Genomic DNA, 17591 nt, shown 5'->3' on the forward strand with positions numbered 1-17591 from the left:
CGGGTTCGACGGGCATCAGCCGTACTCTCCTGAGGAGGTGCGGGAGGCGTTGCAGATCGGTCCTGACGCGCCGATCATCACGACGGACGCGCGGCATCGCGCGGAGTCCAAGAGCGCCCTGATCACCCTCGTCGAACACGCGCTCATGGCCCGTCTCCGCTGAGTCGGCCGCCACGCCGCGCCGTGCGGCCGTTCGTCTAGGCTGGTGCCGCAGTTCCCGGGAAGCGCCTTCCCGGTTCCCAGCGGCCAGTGAAGGACGTACGCAGCCGTGCGCATCGCCAGATTCTCCATCGAGGGGAACGTCGGCTTCGGTGTGGTGGACGAGGAGCCCGCCGAGGACGGCGGGCTCCAGCTCGACCTCATCAAGGGCCACCCCTTCGCCGCGTTCGAACGGTCGGGCCGCCGCGTGCCGCTGAGCGAGGTCAGGCTCCTGCCCCCCGTGCTGCCCAGCAAGATCGTGGCGGTGGGGCGCAACTACGCCGAGCACGCCCGTGAGCTGGGCAACGAGGTGCCCGACGTCCCGCTCACGTTCTTCAAGCCCTCGACGTCCGTGATCGGCCCCGGCGACCCCATCGCCTATCCGTCGATCTCGTCCGACGTGCACCACGAGGCCGAGCTGGCCGTCGTCATCGGCCGACTGTGCCGCGACGTGCCCCGCTCGCGCGCCCGTGAGGTGATCCTCGGGTACACCTGCGCCAACGACCTCACCGCCCGCGACGTGCAGCAGCGCGAGTCCCAGTGGGCGCGCGCCAAGGGCTTCGACACCTCCTGCCCGCTCGGCCCCTGGATCGAGACGGACCTCGACCCGTCCGACCTCGCCGTCATGTGCACCGTCAACGGCGAGCAGCGGCAGCTCGGCCGCACCAGCCAGATGATCCGCGCGGTCGAGGACCTGATCGTGCACATCTCCGAGTCGATGACGCTGCTCCCGCAGGACGTCATCCTCACCGGCACCCCGGCGGGCGTCGGCCCGCTCCAGGTCGGCGACGAGGTCGCCGTCTCCATCGAAGGCATCGGCACTCTCACCAACAAGGTCGTCAAGCGTGACTAGCCCCTCCACCGTCCGCGTCCGTTTCTGCCCGTCCCCGACCGGCAACCCGCACGTCGGCCTGGTCCGCACCGCCCTGTTCAACTGGGCGTACGCGCGGCACCACGGCGGCACGGCGGTCTTCCGCATCGAGGACACCGACGCGGCCCGCGACTCCGAGGAGTCGTACACCGCCCTGCTGGACGCCATGGACTGGCTCGGCTTCGACTGGGACGAGGGCCCCGCCACCGGCGGCCCCCACGCCCCCTACCGCCAGTCGCAGCGGATGGAGATCTACGCCGACGTCGCCGCCCGCCTCCTCGACGCCGGGCACGCGTACCCCTGCTGGTGCACCGCGCAGGAGCTGGACGAGCGCCGTGAGGCCGCCCGCGCCGCCGGGCGCCCCTCCGGGTACGACGGCCGCTGCCGCAGCGTGACGCCCGAGCAGCGCGCGGCGTACGAGGCCGAGGGCCGCGCGTCGATCGTCCGCTTCCGCATGCCGGACGAGCCGATCACCTTCACCGACCTGGTCCGCGGCGAGCTGACGTTCTCGCCCGAGAACGTGCCGGACTACGGCATCGTGCGGGCGAACGGCGCGCCGCTGTACACGCTGGTCAACCCGGTGGACGACGCCCTGATGGAGATCACGCACGTCCTGCGCGGCGAGGACCTGCTGTCCTCCACGCCGCGGCAGATCGCCCTGTACCGCGCGCTGGCGGACATCGGCGTGGGCGGCGGTGGCGTACCGGCCTTCGGGCACCTGCCGTACGTGATGGGGCAGGGCAACAAGAAGCTCTCCAAGCGCGACCCCGAGTCGTCCCTGAACCTCTACCGGGAGCGCGGCTTCCTGCCGGGCGCCCTGCTGAACTACCTGGCGCTGCTCGGCTGGTCGATCGCCGAGGACCGGGACATCTTCTCCATGGAGGAGATGGTCGCCGCCTTCGACATCGGCGCGGTGAACGCGAACCCGGCGCGCTTCGACCTCGCCAAGGCGGAGGCGGTCAACGCGACGCACATCCGCGAGCGGCTGAGCGCCGAGGAGTTCACGGCGGCCTGTGCGCCGTGGCTGCGCGCACCGTACGCGCCGTGGAAGCCGGAGAGCTACGACCCGGCCGCCTTCGCCGCGCTCGCGCCGCTGGCGCAGACGCGGGTGACCGTCCTGTCGGACATCACCGAGAACGTCGATTTCCTCTTCCTCGACGAGCCGGTCGAGGACGAGAAGTCGTGGCAGAAGGCGATGAAGCCGGGCGCCGAGGCGGTCCTCGCGACGGCGCGGGAGCGGCTGGCGGCGCTGCCCGGCTGGACGGCCGACGCGCTCAAGGGGGCCGTGCAGACGGCGGGCGAGGAGCACGGGCTGAAGCTGGGCAAGGCCCAGGCGCCGGTGCGGGTCGCGGTCACCGGCCGCACGGTGGGGCTGCCGCTCTTCGAGTCCCTTGAGGTGCTCGGGCGCGACCGCACCCTGGCCCGCGTGGACGCGGCGCTGGCGCGGCTGGGCGTCTGACGGCGGACGCCGCCCGACCGCCGGGGATCCGGTTTGGGGAGACCCTTCTCGATCGGGTATTGTTTGGCGCGTCGCAAGGGACGGACCGGAAACGGGCCGCCGGAGCGGTCACCTGGACAACACCCCCGGCGGGGTGGCGTTTTGGTGGGGTATGGTGTAATTGGCAGCACGACTGATTCTGGTTCAGTTAGTCTAGGTTCGAGTCCTGGTACCCCAGCGGTCTTTCTCAAGATCAGGCCCCCGTTGTGTAGCGGCCTAGCACGCTGCCCTCTCAAGGCAGTAGCGCCGGTTCGAATCCGGTCGGGGGTACGGTCCGGATCTCTTGCAGGTCCGGGTTTTCAGGCCCCCGTTGTGTAGCGGCCTAGCACGCTGCCCTCTCAAGGCAGTAGCGCCGGTTCGAATCCGGTCGGGGGTACCTTGATCGTCCGACGCCCCCCGCCTGTGGCGGGGGGTTTTCGCATGGCCGGACGGCTGTCGGCCGCCGGGCGTCACTCCGCGTCGCGCCCCCCGAACCGCCGGGACGCCTCCTGTGCCTGCGCCAGGCGCCGCAGGCTGAGCAGCACCGGTTCGTAGAGCACGGTGAGCGCCACGGCTGCCTCCAGCTGGGTCGTCGGCGCGTCGAAGTCCTCGATCAGGGCCACCTCGTGCCGGGCCAGCTCCGCGGCCAGGGTGCCGTACGGGAGCAACTGGTCGAGGTCGCAGGGGTAGCCGAGGCGCAGCAGTGTCGCGACCGCGGACACCAGCCCCTGGTGCGCCGGGTTCTCCGGGACGACGCGCCAGCCCAGGCGGCGCTGCACCGCGTCCGCGGTCTCCCGGGCCGCGTCGGCCGCGGCGTCGTCCACGGGGCCCGTCGCGCCGGTCGGCAGGGCGCCCACGGCGGTGCCGAGGCGTTCGAGCTGGGGCGCGTTCTCGTCCTCGACGGCCGCCAGCACCTCCCGCGCGGTGGCGACCGGCACACGGCCGACGTGGACGAGCGCCCGTACGAGCCGCAGGCGGCGCAGATGCTCCTCGTCGTACTCGGCCTGGGTGGAGGAGATCCGCTGGCCGGGCCGCAGCAGGCCCTCGCGCAGGTAGTACTTGATCGTCGCGGTCGAGACCCCGCTGCGCTCGCTCAGCTCCGCCAGCCGCATGTCCACCCCTCGTGAGATTCCGTCTTGCGTTTCGTGTTGGAGAGTGCCAGTATCCAATCATGGATAGTGACGCTATCCAAGAAGTTCCGGGCGATGTGCCGCGGCGTTCCGTGGCGCCGTGCGGGCACGGGCGAGGGGAGAGGCAGATGGCGAGGATCAACGACGGGCGGATGACGGCGGGCGGGACGGGCGAGGTCACCGTGTTCCTGATCGGCATGCGGATCAACAGCTTCCGGCATCTCCGCAGCTGGTGGCCGACCTTCCGCGCCATGCCCGGCATGCTCTCCGAGCTGGCGCGGGACAAGGACAGCGGGATGCTCGGGTACCGCCTGCTGTTCGGCGGCCCCCGGCTCATCTACGTCGTGCAGTACTGGGCGTCGCACGAGAAGCTGCTCGCCTACGCGAGCGACCGCGAGGGGCTGCACCGCCCGGCGTGGGCCGCGTTCAACCGGCGGCTGTGCGAGGGGCGCGGCCGGGTCGGGTTCTGGCACGAGACCTATGTCGTGCCCGCGGGCGCGCACGAGGCGGTCTACGTCAACATGCCGGACTTCGGTCTCGGCGCGGCGACCGGGGTGATACCCGTCGGCCGCAGGGGCGAGAGCGCCGCCGCCCGCCTCGCGGCCCGGCCGGCGGAGGGCTGATCGCGCGCTGCCCGGGGGCGGTCGGGGCGCGCCCGGGTGCGGGCGGTCGCCGCCCCCGGCGGGCAGGGGGCGGGCCGGTCAGCCGCCGGTGCGGCGCAGGGCCTCCGTGAGCCGCCCCGCGGCGTCCAGGAGGGCGTGGGCGTGCATCCGGCCCGGGTGGCGCGTCAGGCGCTCGATCGGCCCGGAGACGGACACCGCGGCGACCACGCGGTTCGACGGCCCGCGCACCGGCGCGGAGACGGAGGCCACGCCCGGCTCGCGTTCGCCGATGGACTGGGCCCAGCCCCGGCGCCTGACACCGGAGAGCGCGGTGGCGGTGAAGCGGGCGCCCTGGAGGCCGTGGTGCAGCCGCTCGGGCTCCTCCCAGGCCAGCAGGATCTGCGCGGCGGAACCGGCCTTCATCGGCAGCGTCGAGCCGACGGGCACGGTGTCCCGCAGCCCGGAGAGCCGCTCGGCGGCGGCGACGCAGATGCGCATGTCGCCCTGGCGCCGGTAGAGCTGGGCGCTCTCGCCCGTGAGATCCCGGAGCTGGGTCAGGACGGGTCCCGCGGCGGCCAGCAGCCGGTCCTCGCCCGCCGCGGCGGCCAGTTCGGCGAGCCGGGGGCCGAGGATGAAGCGTCCCTGCATGTCGCGGGCGAGCAACCGGTGGTACTCCAGTGCCACCGCCATCCGGTGCGCGGTCGGCCGCGCGAGCCCGGTCGCCCCCACCAGGGTCGCGAGCGTGGCCGGTCCTGACTCCAGCGCGCCCAGGACAAGGGCCGCCTTGTCGAGCACGCCCACACCGCTGGTATCACCGCTAGAGTTGTCCATGAAACGATACTCGCGTCTCACAGTGTGAAACGCAACCCCACTTCTCGCGGGAAAGCGGGAGGCTGGGGTCATGCTCGCGGGATCCGTGGAGCAACGGTCACCGTCCGGTGCGAGGGGAACGGACGGCGGTCCACCGACGATCAGCGGCGATTCCGGAGGGAAGGCCATGGGACGGACACTGGCGGAGAAAGTCTGGGACGACCACGTCGTCCGGCGTGCGGAGGGAGAACCCGATCTGCTCTACATCGATCTCCATCTCCTGCACGAGGTGACCAGCCCGCAGGCGTTCGACGGCCTGCGCAAGAGCGGTCGCCGGGTGCGGCGCACGGATCTCACGATCGCGACCGAGGACCACAACACCCCGACCCTCGACATCGACAAGCCGATCGCGGACCCGGTCTCCCGCACGCAGCTGGAGACGCTGCGCAAGAACTGCGCCGAGTTCGGCGTCCGGCTGCACTCGCTGGGCGACAGCGAGCAGGGCGTCGTCCACGTGGTCGGACCGCAGCTGGGGCTGACCCAGCCGGGCACCACCGTCGTCTGCGGCGACAGCCACACCTCGACGCACGGCGCCTTCGGCGCGCTCGCGTTCGGCATCGGCACCAGCCAGGTCGAGCACGTGCTCGCCACCCAGACGCTGCCGATGGCGCCGTTCAGGACGATGGCGATCACCGTCCTCGGCGAACTGCCCGAGGGCGTCACCGCCAAGGACCTCATCCTGGCGATCATCGCCCGCATCGGCACCGGCGGCGGCCAGGGCTATGTCATCGAGTACCGCGGCGAGGCCATCGAGAAGCTCTCGATGGAGGCCCGCATGACCATCTGCAACATGTCGATCGAGGCCGGTGCGCGCGCGGGCATGATCGCCCCCGACGACACCACGTTCGCCTACCTCAGGGGCCGCGACCACGCCCCGCAGGGCGCCGACTGGGACGAGGCCGCCGCCTACTGGCGCACGCTGCGCACCGACGACGACGCGGTCTTCGACCACGAGGTCGTCATCGACGCCGCCGAGCTGGCGCCGTTCGTGACCTGGGGCACCAACCCCGGGCAGGGCGCGCCGCTGTCCCAGGAGGTCCCCGACCCCGCCTCCTTCGCCGACCCGAACGAGCGGCTGGCCGCCGAGAAGGCCCTGGAGTACATGGGCCTGTCCGCCGGGCAGAAGCTGCGCGACATCACGGTGGACACCGTCTTCGTCGGCTCCTGCACCAACGGCCGCATCGAGGACCTCAGGTCCGCCGCGGCCGTGCTGGAGGGCCGCACGATCGCCGACGGCGTACGGATGCTGGTCGTCCCCGGCTCGGTCAGGGTCGCGCTCCAGGCCGTCGAGGAAGGGCTCGACAAGGTCTTCACCGCGGCGGGCGCCGAGTGGCGGCACGCGGGCTGCTCGATGTGTCTGGGCATGAACCCCGACCAGCTCTCGCCCGGCGAGCGCTGCGCCTCCACCTCCAACCGCAACTTCGAGGGCAGGCAGGGCAAGGGCGGCCGTACGCACCTGGTCTCCCCGCAGGTCGCCGCCGCCACCGCGCTCACCGGCCGCCTCGCGTCCCCGGCCGACCTGGCCGACGTCCCCACCCCCGTGGAGGTCTGAGCGACATGGAAGCATTCACCACGCACACCGGTCGCGCCGTCCCGCTGCGCCGCGGCAACGTGGACACGGACCAGATCATCCCGGCCCACTGGCTGAAGAAGGTCACCCGCGACGGCTTCGAGGACGGCCTGTTCGAGGCATGGCGCAAGGACCCCGAGTTCGTGCTGAACCGGCCGGAACGCGCGGGAGCCACCGTCCTGGTCGCCGGGCCCGACTTCGGTACCGGCTCCTCCCGTGAGCACGCCGTCTGGGCCCTCCAGAACTACGGCTTCAAGGCCGTGATCTCCGCACGCTTCGCCGACATCTTCCGCGGCAACTCGCTGAAGAACGGTCTGCTCACCGTCGTCCTGCCGCAGGACACCGTCGAGGCGCTGTGGAAGCTGACCGAGACCGACCCGACCGCCGAGATCACCGTGGACCTGGTCGCCCGCGAGGTCCGCGCCGAGGGGATCACCGCCCCGTTCGAGCTGGACGAGAACGCGCGCTGGCGCCTGCTCGAAGGGCTCGACGACATCAGCATCACCCTGCGGCACGGGGACACCATCGACGCGTACGAGGCCCGGCGCCCCGCCTACAAGCCGCGCACACAGGCCGCCTGACGCCCCGTCGGCCTCCCCGCCGACGCCCTCAGGGGTGCCGGGACCGGACAGAAGTGAACGCCCCCACCGGCCGTCGGCCGGTGGGGGCGTTTGCGTGCGATCGCCCGTACCGACACGGGCGTTGGGGGCTTAGAGGGCGATACCGTGCTCAAGGTGGCACAATCGGCGCATGGAACGCGACGGTCAACTCGAACTCTACGACCTCGTCGCCGATCGCCTGAAGGACGCGCACCGCCTGGTGCGGGCCCTGCAAGTGCCTGCCGACGTACGGCGGGCTCTCGCACGGAAACTGCTGGTCATCACCGCCGCGGCCAAGCAGGACCTGCCCGGTGCCGCCCGCCGTCTGGACCGGCTGATGGAGGACGTTGACGCGGACCGGCTGCCCCCCGGGCGGTCCCGCGACGGCCGTGACGGAACTCCGTGACGGCCGAGTTCGTTGCGACACAAGGGTGATTCGCCCGTTTCGCGTTTGATTTGCGATATATATCTGCCTAACGTGCGAAAAAGCTTGAACGCATTCGTTCCAGCAATGCCTGCGAAGGGGAAGACGTGAACAAGGCACAACTCGTAGAAGCGATTGCCGACAAGCTCGGTGGCCGTCAGCAGGCCGCGGACGCGGTCGATATCGTGCTCGACGCCATCATCCGCGCCGTGGTCGCCGGGGAGCGGGTCTCGGTGACCGGTTTCGGGTCGTTCGAGAAGGTGGACCGCCCGGCGCGTTACGCGCGGAACCCGCAGACCGGCGAGCGCGTGCGGGTCAAGAAGACCTCCGTCCCCCGCTTCCGCGCCGGACAGGGCTTCAAGGACCTCGTGGCCGGGACCAAGAAGCTCCCGCGCAACGACGTCGCCGTCAAGAAGGCCCCCAAGGGCAGCCTGACCCCGGGCGCCGGTGGCGCCGCGGCGAAGAAGGCCACCACCAAGAAGGCCGCGGCCAAGAAGACGGCGGCGAAGAAGACCGCCACCGCCAAGAAGGCCACCACGCAGAAGGCCGCCGCGGCGAAGAAGACCGCCAAGAAGGCCACCGGCAAGAAGACCGCCGCCAAGAAGGCTCCGGCGAAGAAGGCCACCGCCACCAAGGCGCCCGCCAAGCGCAGCTCCTCCCGTACCGCCACGAAGGCTGCCGCCCGCCGCGGGTGACGGCGCCCAGCGCTCGGCCACCGAGCGGGCCGGTCTCCCAACAGGAGCCCGGCCCGCCGCCGTTCGCCCCCGGCCCCCGCCGGTAGGCTCGGGCCCATGCAGGCCACGGCGTACACCTACGATCCCGCCACCCGTTCCGGCAGCGTCCTGCTGGACGACGGCACGCCGCTGCGCTTCGGCGCCGACGCGTTCGACGCCGGAGGCCTGCGGCTGCTGCGCCCGGGGCAGCGGGTCAGGATCGAGGTCGCCGGCGAGGGCACGGACCGTCACGTCACGTTCGTCACGCTGCAAACGCTGTAAGCCGCCTGACGCCCGCGGCCGTCCTCGGCCCCACACCGAGGGCCAGGGCCGCGCGCAGGTCCGCCGCGGTGTCCACGTCGCGCCGCACCCCCGGCACGCCGTCCAGGAGCAGTTCGGCCGCGCCGGAGGCCAGATGCCGCGCCCGCGAGGCGCCGCCGAACGCCGGGGCCAGCTCCGCACCGCCCGTCGCGGCGAGCAAGGTTGTCCCCACCCCGGCGGCATCCGCCAGGAAACTCCGCGCCTGTTCCGACGCCGCGCGCAGGACCCGCAGCAGCTCCGCGCTCCGCAGCGCGGGCAGATCCGCGTTGAGCGCCGCCACCGCCGCGTCCGGCAGAGCCGCCCGTACGGCCGCCGCGCCGTGCGCCAGCGCGGCGTTCAGCCCCAGGCCCGGCGCGTCCGGCACGACACGCGCGCCCGCGCGCGCCAATCGCCCCCCGGCCAGCGGATCGTCCGTGACGACGACCACCTCACGCACGGACGCGCAGGCCAGCGCCGCCGCGACCGTGTCCTCCGCGAACGCCAGCGCGAGGGAGGGACGCGCCGCGTCACCCGCCACGTCGGCCAGCCTGCTCTTGGCCAGCCGCAGCGGCTTGAGGGGGACGATCAACGACCAGCCGGGTCCGTCCGTCGTGCGCACCCGGCCATTCTGCCCCGCCCCGTCCCGGCCTCGGCGGCGGGCCACCCGGCCAGGACACCCCCGGATGGCCGTGGCGCTCCGGGCAGGAGGGTGCAAACTTGGACCGTTGCACCGGGACATACCGCCGCTGGACAGCCCTACACCCCGGGGCGACACTTGTGCGACTGTCCGCAGCGGACCGCGCCGGAGCAGTCAAGAGGAGATGGTGTCCGAGTGTCTCGCCGCAGAATCGGCTTCTGGTACCGATTGGCCGCAATTCTGGTAAAACCGCCGCTGCTGGTGCTGTTCAAGCGGGACTGGCGTGGAATGGAGCATATTCCCGCCGACGGCGGATTCATCACCGCCGTGAATCACAACTCCTATCTCGACCCGCTCTCCTACGCCCACTTCCAGTACAACACCGGCCGGGTGCCGCGTTTCCTGGCCAAGGACAGCCTCTTCGGCAAAGGCTTCGTCGGCCGCTTCATGTCGGGCACGGGCCAGATCCCCGTCTACCGCGAGACCACGGACGCCGCCGACGCCTTCCGCGCCGCCGTCGCCGCGGTCGGCGACGGCGAGTGCGTCGCCTTCTACCCCGAGGGCACCCTCACCCGCGACCCCGCCCTGTGGCCCATGGAGGCCAAGACCGGCGCCGCGCGCGTCGCCCTGACGACCCGGGCGCCCGTCATCCCGGTGGCGCAGTGGGGCGCGCACGCCGTCCTGCCGCCGTACGCCGCCTCCCGCAGACCGCGGCTGAGACCGCGCAGGACGCTCACGGTCGTCGCGGGGGCGCCCGTGGACCTCAGCGACTTCTACGGCAGGGAACCGACCGCCGACGTCCTGCGTGAGGTGTCTGACAGGATCATGGACGCCATCACCGTCCTGCTCGCCGGTATCCGCGACGAGACACCGCCCGACCGGCGTCACGTGCATCGCAGGACACCGCCCGAGCGGCGCGGGACGCACCCCGTGCCTGAGGAGGAGAGAACGGAGTGACACGCGTCGCCGTCTACGGCACCGGTTCATGGGGGACCACCTTCGCCATGATCCTCGCCGACGCGGGCTGCGAGGTGACGCTCTGGGCACGCCGCCCCGAGGTCGTCTCGGCCGTCAACACCACCCGCAGCAACCCGGGCTACCTGCCGGGGGCGCGCCTCCCCGAGGGGATCCGCGCGACGACGGACCCCGGGGAGGCCGCGCGCGACGCCGAGTTCGCCGTCCTGTCCGTGCCGTCCCAGACGCTGCGCGACAACCTGGCCGCCTGGGGCGGGCGGCTGGAGCCCGGGACCGTCCTCGTCTCCCTGATGAAGGGCATCGAACTGGGCACGACCAAGCGGATGAGCGAGGTCGTCCAGGAGGCGCTGGGAGTCGGCCCCGAGCGTGTCGCCGTCCTCTCGGGGCCCAACCTGGCGGGGGAGATCGTGCAGCGGCAACCGGCCGCCGCGGTCGTCGCCTGCGCCGACGAGGACGTCGCGCGGCGCCTCCAGAGCGCCTGCCACACGCCGTACTTCCGCCCGTACACGAACACCGACGTCGTCGGCTGCGAACTCGGCGGCGCCGTCAAGAACGTGATCGCCCTCGCCGTCGGCATCGCGGACGGCATGGGCATGGGCGACAACACCAAGGCGTCCCTCATGACGCGCGGCCTCGCCGAGACCGCCCGCCTCGGACAGGCCATGGGCGCCGACGCGAAGACGTTCGCCGGGCTCGCCGGGATGGGCGACCTCGTCGCCACCTGCTCCTCGCCGCTGTCACGCAACACCACGTTCGGCAGGAACCTCGGGCGCGGCATGACCGTCGAGGAGACCGTCGCCGTCACCCGGCAGACCGCCGAGGGCGTCAAGTCCTGCCGGTCCATCCTCGACCTGGCGCGGCGTCACGGGGTGGAGATGCCGCTGACCGAGACCGTCGTCGGCATCGTCCACGAGGGCACCCAGCCCCTCACCGCCGTCCGCGACCTCATGTCACGAACCGCCAAGGCCGAGCACCACTGACCACGGCCCTTCCGTTAGGTAGCCTCACAGGGTTATGAGCAGCGAGAACCCCCCCCAGAGCCCCAAGCCGCGGGTCGCCGTCGTCTTCGGTGGCCGCAGCTCCGAGCACACCGTCTCGGTGGTCACCGCGGGCGCCGTCCTGCGCGCCATCGACCGCACGCGCTACGACGTGCTCCCCATCGGCATCACGGCGGACGGCCGCTGGACCCTCGCCGTGGACGATCCCGACCGCATGGTCATCAACGGGCGCGAACTGCCCAGCATCGAGCGGATCGCCGAACAGGGCACCGGCACCGTCGTCCTGCCCGTCGATCCCGGCCGCCGCGACATCACGCTCGCCGAGTCGGGCTCCGTGCCCAAGGACCTCGGCGACGTGGACGTCGTCCTGCCGCTGCTCCACGGCCCGTACGGCGAGGACGGCACGCTCCAGGGCATGCTGGACCTGGCGGGGGTGCCGTACGTCGGCTCGGGCGTGCTCGCCTCGGCGGTCGGCATGGACAAGGAGTACATGAAGCGGGTCTTCCTCTCCTTCGGCCTGCCGGTGGGCCCGTTCACGGTGGTCCGCCCCCGCGAGTGGGAGCAGGACCCGGCGGGGGCGCGGCGCAGGATCACCGACTTCGCGGCCGAACACGGCTGGCCCGTCTTCGTGAAGCCCGCGCGCGCCGGGTCGTCCGTCGGCATCTCGCGGGTGACGGGCCCCGAGGGGCTCGACGCGGCGATCGAGGAGGCGCGCGCGCACGACCCGAAGCTCGTGATCGAGGCTCAGCTGACGGGCCGTGAGATCGAGTGCGGCGTGCTGGAGTTCGCGGACGGGCCGCGTGCCAGCCTGCCCGCCGAGATCCCGCCGAGCGTGACGCACGACTTCTACGACTTCGACGCGAAGTACATCGACTCGGCCGAGGGCGTCGTGCCCGCGCCGCTCACCGGCGAGCAGACGGAGGAGGTCCGGCGGCTGGCCCTGCGCGCGTTCGAGGCGGCGTCCTGCGAGGGCCTGGTGCGGGCGGACTTCTTCCTGCTGGACAGCGGCGAGTTCGTCATCAACGAGATCAACACCATGCCGGGCTTCACGCCCATCTCGATGTTCCCGCGCATGTGGGAGGCGACCGGCGTGAGCTACCCGGAGCTGGTGGACATCCTGCTCCAGGCGGCGCTGCGGCGTTCGACCGGCCTGCGCTGACGGGCCGTGCCGTCGTCCCGGCGCCCCGCGCCGCCCCGTCAGTCCGGCGGGGGCGCGTGCAGGGCGTCGGGCGGCACGGTCGCGCGGACGGCGTCGGCGAGATCCAGCAGCGGGTTGACCTCCGGGGCGTAGTCGTCCGGCACGGTCACCTCCACGAAGTACGCCGACTCCGAGGTCGTGAACCGCACGCCGCCGTCCTGCTCGTCCACCAGCCACGCCACCTCGTTCACCGCCATCATGTCGGTGGTGTACGGGTCGTACGCGGGGTCGCCCGGCGTCATCCGCGCCGGGGTCCCGACGCCGCAGCGCAGGGTGATCGCGGGGTCCCCCCAGGCCGCCACGTACGGCGAGTCGCCCTCCGTGCCGCGCCGTTCGTGGCCGTCCACCCGCTCGGGCAGCGCGTCGGCCAGCGCCCGGCACACGTCCGCCGCCTCGCCGGTCGGCGCGGGGGAGGGCTCGGCCACCTCGACCCGTCCCGTCCCACCCCCGTCCGAGCAGCCGGTCAGCGCGGCCGTCACGGCGACCACGAGACCGGGCAGCACATGGCGGACCGCCCGGAGGCCGCCCGCGGAACGCCGTTCCCCACGGCGTACGGTGAGAGTCACACGGCGAGCATACGGGGCGTCACAGATGGACAACCGGGCAGGTCAGCGTCCGTGTGATACCCGCCACGCGCTGGACCTGCGCGACGACGAGACGCCCCAGTTCGTCCACGCTCTGCGCCTCGGCCCTGACGATGACGTCGTACGGCCCCGCGACGTCGTCCGCCTGTACCACTCCCGGCATCTTCGCGATGACGTCGGCCACGGCCGACGCCCTGCCCACTTCGGTCTGGATGAGGATGTACGCCTGTACCACGGGTCCTCCACGGCGGCTACGAGGATTGGGGGCGCTACCGTAGCGCGTCATGACCGGCGCCGGGAGACCACGGCGGGCGCCGATCGCGGCAGGCAGGCCCAGGGCCGACCGGGACGGGCGCGACGAGCGATGAGGAGAGCGTGAGTGAAGGGCAGTGTGGGGGAGCTGGGCGAGTTCGGCCTGATCCGGGAGCTGACCTCCCGGATCAGCGGGACACCCGCCGTACGGCTGGGCCCGGGGGACGACGCGGCGGTGATCGCGGCACCCGACCGCCGGGTCGTCGCCAGCACGGACATCCTGCTGGAGGGGCGGCACTTCCGCCGTGACTGGTCCACCGCGTACGACGTCGGGCGCAAGGGCGCCGCGCAGAACCTCGCCGACATCGCGGCCATGGGCGCGGTGCCCACCGCGATCCTCCTCGGCCTCGTCGTCCCGGCGGAACTGCCCGCCACCTGGCCCGTGGAGCTGATGGACGGCATTCGTGACGAGTGCCAGGTCGCCGGGGCTGGGGTCGCGGGCGGGGACGTCGTGCGCGGCGAGACGATCACCGTCTCCATCACCGCGCTCGGCGACCTGGGGGGCCGCGAGCCCGTCACCAGGACCGGCGCGCGTCCCGGGGACGTCGTCGCCGTCACCGGCTGGCTCGGCTGGTCGGCCGCGGGCCACGCCGTGCTCTCGCGCGGCTTCCGCTCGCCCCGCGCGTTCGTCGAGGCGCACCGCAGGCCAGAACCGCCCTACCCGGCGGGCCCGGCCGCCGCCGCGCTCGGCGCCACCGCGATGACGGACGTCAGCGACGGGCTGATCGCCGACCTCGGCCACATCGCGACCGGCAGCAAGGTCCGCATCGACCTGCGGTCCGCCGCCCTCGACGTTCCCGCGCAGATGAACGACATCGGGCAGGCCGTCGGCGTCGATCCGCTGACCTGGGTGCTGACCGGCGGCGAGGACCACGCGATCGTCGCCGTCTTCCCCCCGGACACCAAACTCCCCGCCCGCTGGCGGACGATCGGCGAGGTCCTGCCCGCCAGGGGCAGGGGCCTGCCGCAGGTCACGGTGGACGGCGCCCCCTGGGCCACGGCGGGCGGCTGGGACCACTTCGCCTCCTGAACGGCCCCCGCCCGCCCCGCCTCCGCCCGCGCGGCGCCCCGCGACGGCCACTCGGTACCGTGGCCGCCATGCAGGCACCACCACGCGTCCTGACCGTCGCGGGCTCCGACTCCGGCGGCGGGGCGGGCATCCAGGCCGATCTGAAGACCATGCTCGCGCTCGGCACCCACGGCATGAGCGTCATCACCGCCGTCACGGCCCAGAACTCCCTGGGCGTCCAAGGGGCGTGGGAGCTGCCGGTCGAGGCCGTCACCGCGCAGTACCGCAGCGTCGTGGACGACATCGGCGTCCAGGCCGTCAAGACCGGCATGCTGGCGTCGGCCACCCTCGTCGGCGCCGTCGCCGGGCTGCTCGCGCCGCTCGCCGCGCCGGTGGTCGTCGATCCCGTCGGCGTCTCCAAGCACGGCGACCCGCTGCTGGCCCCCGACGCGCTCGACGCGCTCCGCGACCGGCTGCTGCCCGTCGCGACCGTCGTCACGCCGAACCTCCCCGAGGCCGAGCAGCTCACCGGCGTCCGGGTCGCCTCCGAGGACGACATGCGCCGCGCGGCGGCGGCGCTCCTGGCGTACGGTCCGCGCTGGGTCCTCCTCAAGGGCGGCCATCTCGCCGGGCCCGCCACCGACCTGCTCACGGACGGCGCCACGGAGCACTGGCTGCGCGCCCCGCGGCTCGACAACCGCCATACGCACGGCACCGGCTGCACCCTCGCGTCCGCGACGGCGGCGCGCCTCGCCCACGGCGACGACGTGCCCACGGCGGTCGCGGCGGCGAAGGAGTACGTCACGGCCGCCATCGCCGCCGGGTTCCCGCTGGGCGCGGGGATCGGCCCGGTGCACCACGGCCACGCCGGGACCGTGACCTGGCCCACGCCCCGCTGAACGGCGGGGCCTTCCCCGCGGGTTCTCCCGGCACGCAAAGAGGCCGGCCCACCGTGAGGTGGACCGGCCAGGAAAGCCGAGAGGGCGTTAGCGCGTGACCTTGCCCGCCTTGATGCACGAGGTGCAGGCGTTCAGGCGCTTCGGCGCCCCGTTCACAACGGCACGCACCCGCTGGATGTTGGGGTTCCAACGGCGGGGGGTGCGGCGGTGCGAGTGGGAGATGCTGTTGCCGAAGCCCGGCCCCTTGCCGCAGACGTCGCAGTTGGCAGCCACGGGTCACTCCAAAGACGGGTCACCGCCGCGAAGGCGGGGTGACGGATACGTACGCTGGGAAACCGAGACGAGAGCCCCGGCCGGTCCACCCGACGTCCGGCCGGTGCACGGCGACGACATCAGGCAACCGGGGCAGCATACCCCGGGCCCTCGCGATCAGGGAAATCGTTCCCCCGGGCCCCCTGGCGCCGGTGAGAGCATAGGCTGCCGACGCCGCCGCGCCCGCCCGCGCAGCCACACCACGGAGGAGGGCCCACGTGCCGCAGCCGCTCGACGCCGAAGCGGTCAGGCGCTGGTGCCGGTTCGCCCTGGACGTGCTGGGCCGCGACCGCGAGGACATCGACGCGATCAACGTCTACCCCGTCGCCGACGGCGACACCGGCACCAACCTCTACCTCACCGTCGAGTCCGCCGCCCAGGCCGTCACGGCGGCGGGCAGCGCGGGCCCGACGCTCGCCGAGACCGTCCACGCCATGGCCCACGGCGCGCTGATCGGCGCGCGCGGCAACTCGGGCACCATCCTGGCCCAACTCCTGCGTGGCATGGCCGACGTCATCGCCGCAGGACCGGAACCCGCCGGGCCTGGCACCCTGGCCCGCGCGCTGCGCCGCGCGGCCGGTTCGGCGTACGAGGCGGTGGCCCACCCGGTCGAGGGCACGATGCTCACCGTCGCCACGGCAGCCGCCGACGCCGCCGAGGACGCCACCGGACCGGGCGGCGCGGCCCGTCACACCGCCGACGTCATCGCCGCGGCCTGCGCCGGTGCCCGCCGCGCGCTGGCCGCGACACCGGACCGGCTCCCCGTCCTGGCCGACGCAGGCGTGGTGGACGCGGGCGGCAGCGGCCTCGTCGCCGTGCTCGACGCGCTGGACGCGGCGCTCTCCGGCCGCCCGCCCGCCGGACGCCCCGGCGGGCGGCGCGGTCCTGTCACGTCCCGCCGCGGCGCCGACTGCGACGCGGCACCCGGCGCGGACGCGGGCGGCTCCGGCTACGAGGTCATCTACCTGCTGGACGCGCCGGACGCCGCCGTCCCCGCCCTGCGCGCCAGGCTCGACGCGCTCGGGGACTCCCTCGTCGTCGTCGGCGGCGACGGCCTGTGGAACGTCCACCTCCACACCGCGCGCCCCGGCGCCGCCGTCGAGGCCGGGATCGAGGCCGGGCGACCGCACCGCATCGGCATCAGCGCGCTGACCGACGACGGCGGGCCCCGGGCACGTCCCGCGCCCGCCACCACCAGGACCGTCGTCTCCGTCATGCCGGGCGACGGCCTCGCCGGGCTCTGCCGCGAGGCGGGCGCCACCGCCCTCACCGTCCGCCCCGGCGAACCGCCGGGCGGCGCCGAACTGGCCGCCGCCCTCCTCGCGGCGCACGCGGCCGAGGTCGTCCTGCTGCCCAACGACGACACGCTCTGGCACGCCGCCGCAGCCGCCGCCGAGCAGGCGCGGGCCGCCGGTGTACGGGTCGCCGTGGTGCCCACCCGCTCGCCGGTCCAGGGCATCGCCGCGCTCGCCGTCCACGCGCCGGAGCGCCGCTTCGACGAGGACGTCGTCGCCATGACGGCCGCGGCGGGCGCGACGCGGTTCGGCGAGGTCACCGTCGCCGAGCACGAGTCGTGGACCATGGCGGGCATCTGCCAGGCGGGGGACGTCCTCGGCATCGTGGACGGCGACGTCGCGGTGATCGGCGCGGACCTCGGGCAGGTCGCGGCCGACGTGCTGGAGCGGATGCTGTCGGCGGGCGGCGAGCTGGTCACCCTCGTCGTCGGCGAAGGCGCCCCCGCCTCCCTGGCCGCGCGGCTGTGCGAGCAGGTGCGGCGCGGCCACCTCGGCGTGGACACGGTCGTCTGCGAGGGGCGGCAGGGCGTGCCGCTGCTCATCGGCGTGGAGTAGCCGTCAGGCGCCGCGCGGACACGGGGTGCCCCGGCCCGTACGGCGATTGTCGGTGCCATGGTG

20 protein-coding genes, 3 tRNA genes and 1 pseudogene are annotated in these 17591 nt (G+C 73.3%); 18 read left to right on the top strand and 6 right to left on the bottom strand.

All coding sequences use genetic code 11. The features are described from left to right. The 6 genes and pseudogenes from IF27_RS24810 to IF27_RS24835 form a co-directional block, all read left to right on the top strand. A pseudogene (locus tag IF27_RS24810) lies at positions 1 to 163 on the top strand (ATP-binding protein); the annotation flags it as partial. 105 nt (positions 164 to 268) lie between these two features. Beyond that, positions 269 to 1051 (top strand): fumarylacetoacetate hydrolase family protein, encoded by a 783-nt coding sequence (locus tag IF27_RS24815; protein ID WP_052852009.1) that lies wholly within the window; start codon positions 269 to 271, stop codon positions 1049 to 1051. Next, a complete protein-coding gene (gltX, locus tag IF27_RS24820; RefSeq protein ID WP_052852010.1) occupies positions 1044 to 2528 on the top strand; it encodes a glutamate--tRNA ligase in 1485 nt (494 codons plus the stop codon). Before IF27_RS24815 ends, gltX begins: the two co-directional genes overlap by 8 nt. A gap of 145 nt (positions 2529 to 2673) precedes the next feature. Continuing rightward, positions 2674 to 2745, top strand: a tRNA-Gln gene (locus IF27_RS24825). Positions 2746 to 2764: 19 nt separating this feature from the next. Continuing rightward, positions 2765 to 2837: transfer RNA gene (locus IF27_RS24830), tRNA-Glu, on the top strand. A 33-nt stretch (positions 2838 to 2870) separates the two neighbouring features. Next, a tRNA-Glu gene (locus tag IF27_RS24835) sits at positions 2871 to 2943 on the top strand. 73 nt (positions 2944 to 3016) lie between these two features. On the opposite strand, the gene IF27_RS24840 is transcribed toward IF27_RS24835, so the two are convergent. Continuing rightward, complete coding sequence (locus IF27_RS24840; protein WP_052852125.1) at positions 3017 to 3658, bottom strand: MerR family transcriptional regulator; 642 nt, start codon at positions 3656 to 3658, stop codon at positions 3017 to 3019. A gap of 146 nt (positions 3659 to 3804) precedes the next feature. On the opposite strand from IF27_RS24840, the gene IF27_RS24845 reads away from it, so the two are divergent. Further along, positions 3805 to 4299 carry a DUF4188 domain-containing protein gene (locus IF27_RS24845; protein ID WP_223291201.1) on the top strand — a complete coding sequence of 165 codons (495 nt, stop codon included), beginning with the start codon at positions 3805 to 3807 and terminating at the stop codon, positions 4297 to 4299. A 78-nt stretch (positions 4300 to 4377) separates the two neighbouring features. Here the strand turns inward: IF27_RS24845 and IF27_RS24850 are convergent, their stop codons facing one another. Next, on the bottom strand, positions 4378 to 5109 hold the full coding sequence (locus tag IF27_RS24850; RefSeq protein WP_052852011.1) for an IclR family transcriptional regulator: 732 nt from the start codon (positions 5107 to 5109) through the stop codon (positions 4378 to 4380). Between the two features lie 166 nt (positions 5110 to 5275). Here IF27_RS24850 and leuC point away from each other — a divergent pair, with 166 nt between their 5' ends. From leuC to IF27_RS24875, 5 genes are all read left to right on the top strand, one after another. Further along, entirely contained in the window at positions 5276 to 6700 is a 1425-nt protein-coding gene (gene leuC / locus IF27_RS24855) for a 3-isopropylmalate dehydratase large subunit (protein ID WP_052852012.1), read from the top strand. Positions 6701 to 6705: 5 nt separating this feature from the next. Then, positions 6706 to 7299 carry a 3-isopropylmalate dehydratase small subunit gene (leuD, locus tag IF27_RS24860; RefSeq protein WP_052852013.1) on the top strand — a complete coding sequence of 198 codons (594 nt, stop codon included), beginning with the start codon at positions 6706 to 6708 and terminating at the stop codon, positions 7297 to 7299. A gap of 169 nt (positions 7300 to 7468) precedes the next feature. Then, complete coding sequence (locus IF27_RS24865) at positions 7469 to 7723, top strand: SCO5555 family protein (protein WP_052852014.1); 255 nt, start codon at positions 7469 to 7471, stop codon at positions 7721 to 7723. A gap of 125 nt (positions 7724 to 7848) precedes the next feature. Continuing rightward, positions 7849 to 8436, top strand: coding sequence for an HU family DNA-binding protein (locus tag IF27_RS24870; RefSeq protein ID WP_052852015.1), 588 nt, complete (start codon positions 7849 to 7851; stop codon positions 8434 to 8436). 96 nt (positions 8437 to 8532) lie between these two features. Continuing rightward, positions 8533 to 8736, top strand: coding sequence for a hypothetical protein (locus tag IF27_RS24875; protein ID WP_052852016.1), 204 nt, complete (start codon positions 8533 to 8535; stop codon positions 8734 to 8736). On the opposite strand, the gene cofC is transcribed toward IF27_RS24875, so the two are convergent. Then, positions 8717 to 9373 (bottom strand): 2-phospho-L-lactate guanylyltransferase, encoded by a 657-nt coding sequence (gene cofC / locus IF27_RS24880; protein WP_052852017.1) that lies wholly within the window; start codon positions 9371 to 9373, stop codon positions 8717 to 8719. The two genes, IF27_RS24875 and cofC, sit on opposite strands and share 20 nt — an antisense overlap. A 213-nt stretch (positions 9374 to 9586) precedes the next feature. On the opposite strand from cofC, the gene IF27_RS24885 reads away from it, so the two are divergent. From IF27_RS24885 to IF27_RS24895, 3 genes are read left to right on the top strand one after another with little or no spacing between them, the layout of a single operon-like run. Then, complete coding sequence (locus IF27_RS24885) at positions 9587 to 10348, top strand: lysophospholipid acyltransferase family protein (RefSeq protein ID WP_052852018.1); 762 nt, start codon at positions 9587 to 9589, stop codon at positions 10346 to 10348. Beyond that, on the top strand, positions 10345 to 11346 hold the full coding sequence (locus IF27_RS24890; protein WP_052852019.1) for an NAD(P)H-dependent glycerol-3-phosphate dehydrogenase: 1002 nt from the start codon (positions 10345 to 10347) through the stop codon (positions 11344 to 11346). Before IF27_RS24885 ends, IF27_RS24890 begins: the two co-directional genes overlap by 4 nt. Positions 11347 to 11380: 34 nt before the next feature. Continuing rightward, positions 11381 to 12523: a D-alanine--D-alanine ligase family protein gene (locus tag IF27_RS24895; protein WP_052852020.1), complete on the top strand. Its 1143-nt coding sequence runs from the start codon at positions 11381 to 11383 to the stop codon at positions 12521 to 12523. Positions 12524 to 12561: 38 nt separating this feature from the next. Here IF27_RS24895 and IF27_RS24900 read toward each other — a convergent pair whose 3' ends face one another. Both IF27_RS24900 and IF27_RS24905 read right to left on the bottom strand, forming a co-directional pair. Further along, positions 12562 to 13128, bottom strand: coding sequence for a DUF3515 domain-containing protein (locus IF27_RS24900; protein ID WP_052852021.1), 567 nt, complete (start codon positions 13126 to 13128; stop codon positions 12562 to 12564). Positions 13129 to 13147: 19 nt separating this feature from the next. Then, positions 13148 to 13381 carry an Lrp/AsnC family transcriptional regulator gene (locus IF27_RS24905; RefSeq protein WP_052852022.1) on the bottom strand — a complete coding sequence of 78 codons (234 nt, stop codon included), beginning with the start codon at positions 13379 to 13381 and terminating at the stop codon, positions 13148 to 13150. A gap of 144 nt (positions 13382 to 13525) precedes the next feature. Here IF27_RS24905 and IF27_RS24910 point away from each other — a divergent pair, with 144 nt between their 5' ends. Beyond that, positions 13526 to 14488, top strand: coding sequence for a thiamine-phosphate kinase (locus tag IF27_RS24910; protein WP_052852023.1), 963 nt, complete (start codon positions 13526 to 13528; stop codon positions 14486 to 14488). Positions 14489 to 14556: 68 nt separating this feature from the next. Next, positions 14557 to 15366, top strand: a complete 810-nt coding sequence (thiD, locus tag IF27_RS24915) for a bifunctional hydroxymethylpyrimidine kinase/phosphomethylpyrimidine kinase (RefSeq protein ID WP_052852024.1) — start codon at positions 14557 to 14559, stop codon at positions 15364 to 15366. 87 nt (positions 15367 to 15453) lie between these two features. On the opposite strand, the gene rpmB is transcribed toward thiD, so the two are convergent. Beyond that, positions 15454 to 15639, bottom strand: a complete 186-nt coding sequence (gene rpmB / locus IF27_RS24920; protein ID WP_052852025.1) for a 50S ribosomal protein L28 — start codon at positions 15637 to 15639, stop codon at positions 15454 to 15456. A gap of 257 nt (positions 15640 to 15896) precedes the next feature. Between rpmB and IF27_RS24925 the strand changes: the two genes are divergently transcribed. Further along, entirely contained in the window at positions 15897 to 17528 is a 1632-nt protein-coding gene (locus IF27_RS24925; protein WP_052852026.1) for a DAK2 domain-containing protein, read from the top strand. Positions 17529 to 17591 lie beyond the last annotated feature (63 nt).

Source organism: Streptomyces avicenniae (assembly GCF_000719135.1).
In the GTDB taxonomy this organism is placed as follows: domain Bacteria; phylum Actinomycetota; class Actinomycetes; order Streptomycetales; family Streptomycetaceae; genus Streptomyces; species Streptomyces avicenniae.

Coding starts and splice junctions, on each gene's coding strand:
- IF27_RS24840 (WP_052852125.1), bottom strand. CDS start 3,658: ATGCGGCTGGCGGAGCTGAGCGAGCGCAGCGGGGTCTCGACCGCGACG.
- IF27_RS24845 (WP_223291201.1), top strand. CDS start 3,805: ATGGCGAGGATCAACGACGGGCGGATGACGGCGGGCGGGACGGGCGAG.
- IF27_RS24850 (WP_052852011.1), bottom strand. CDS start 5,109: ATGGACAACTCTAGCGGTGATACCAGCGGTGTGGGCGTGCTCGACAAG.
- leuC (WP_052852012.1), top strand. CDS start 5,276: ATGGGACGGACACTGGCGGAGAAAGTCTGGGACGACCACGTCGTCCGG.
- leuD (WP_052852013.1), top strand. CDS start 6,706: ATGGAAGCATTCACCACGCACACCGGTCGCGCCGTCCCGCTGCGCCGC.
- IF27_RS24865 (WP_052852014.1), top strand. CDS start 7,469: ATGGAACGCGACGGTCAACTCGAACTCTACGACCTCGTCGCCGATCGC.
- IF27_RS24875 (WP_052852016.1), top strand. CDS start 8,533: ATGCAGGCCACGGCGTACACCTACGATCCCGCCACCCGTTCCGGCAGC.
- IF27_RS24895 (WP_052852020.1), top strand. CDS start 11,381: ATGAGCAGCGAGAACCCCCCCCAGAGCCCCAAGCCGCGGGTCGCCGTC.
- thiD (WP_052852024.1), top strand. CDS start 14,557: ATGCAGGCACCACCACGCGTCCTGACCGTCGCGGGCTCCGACTCCGGC.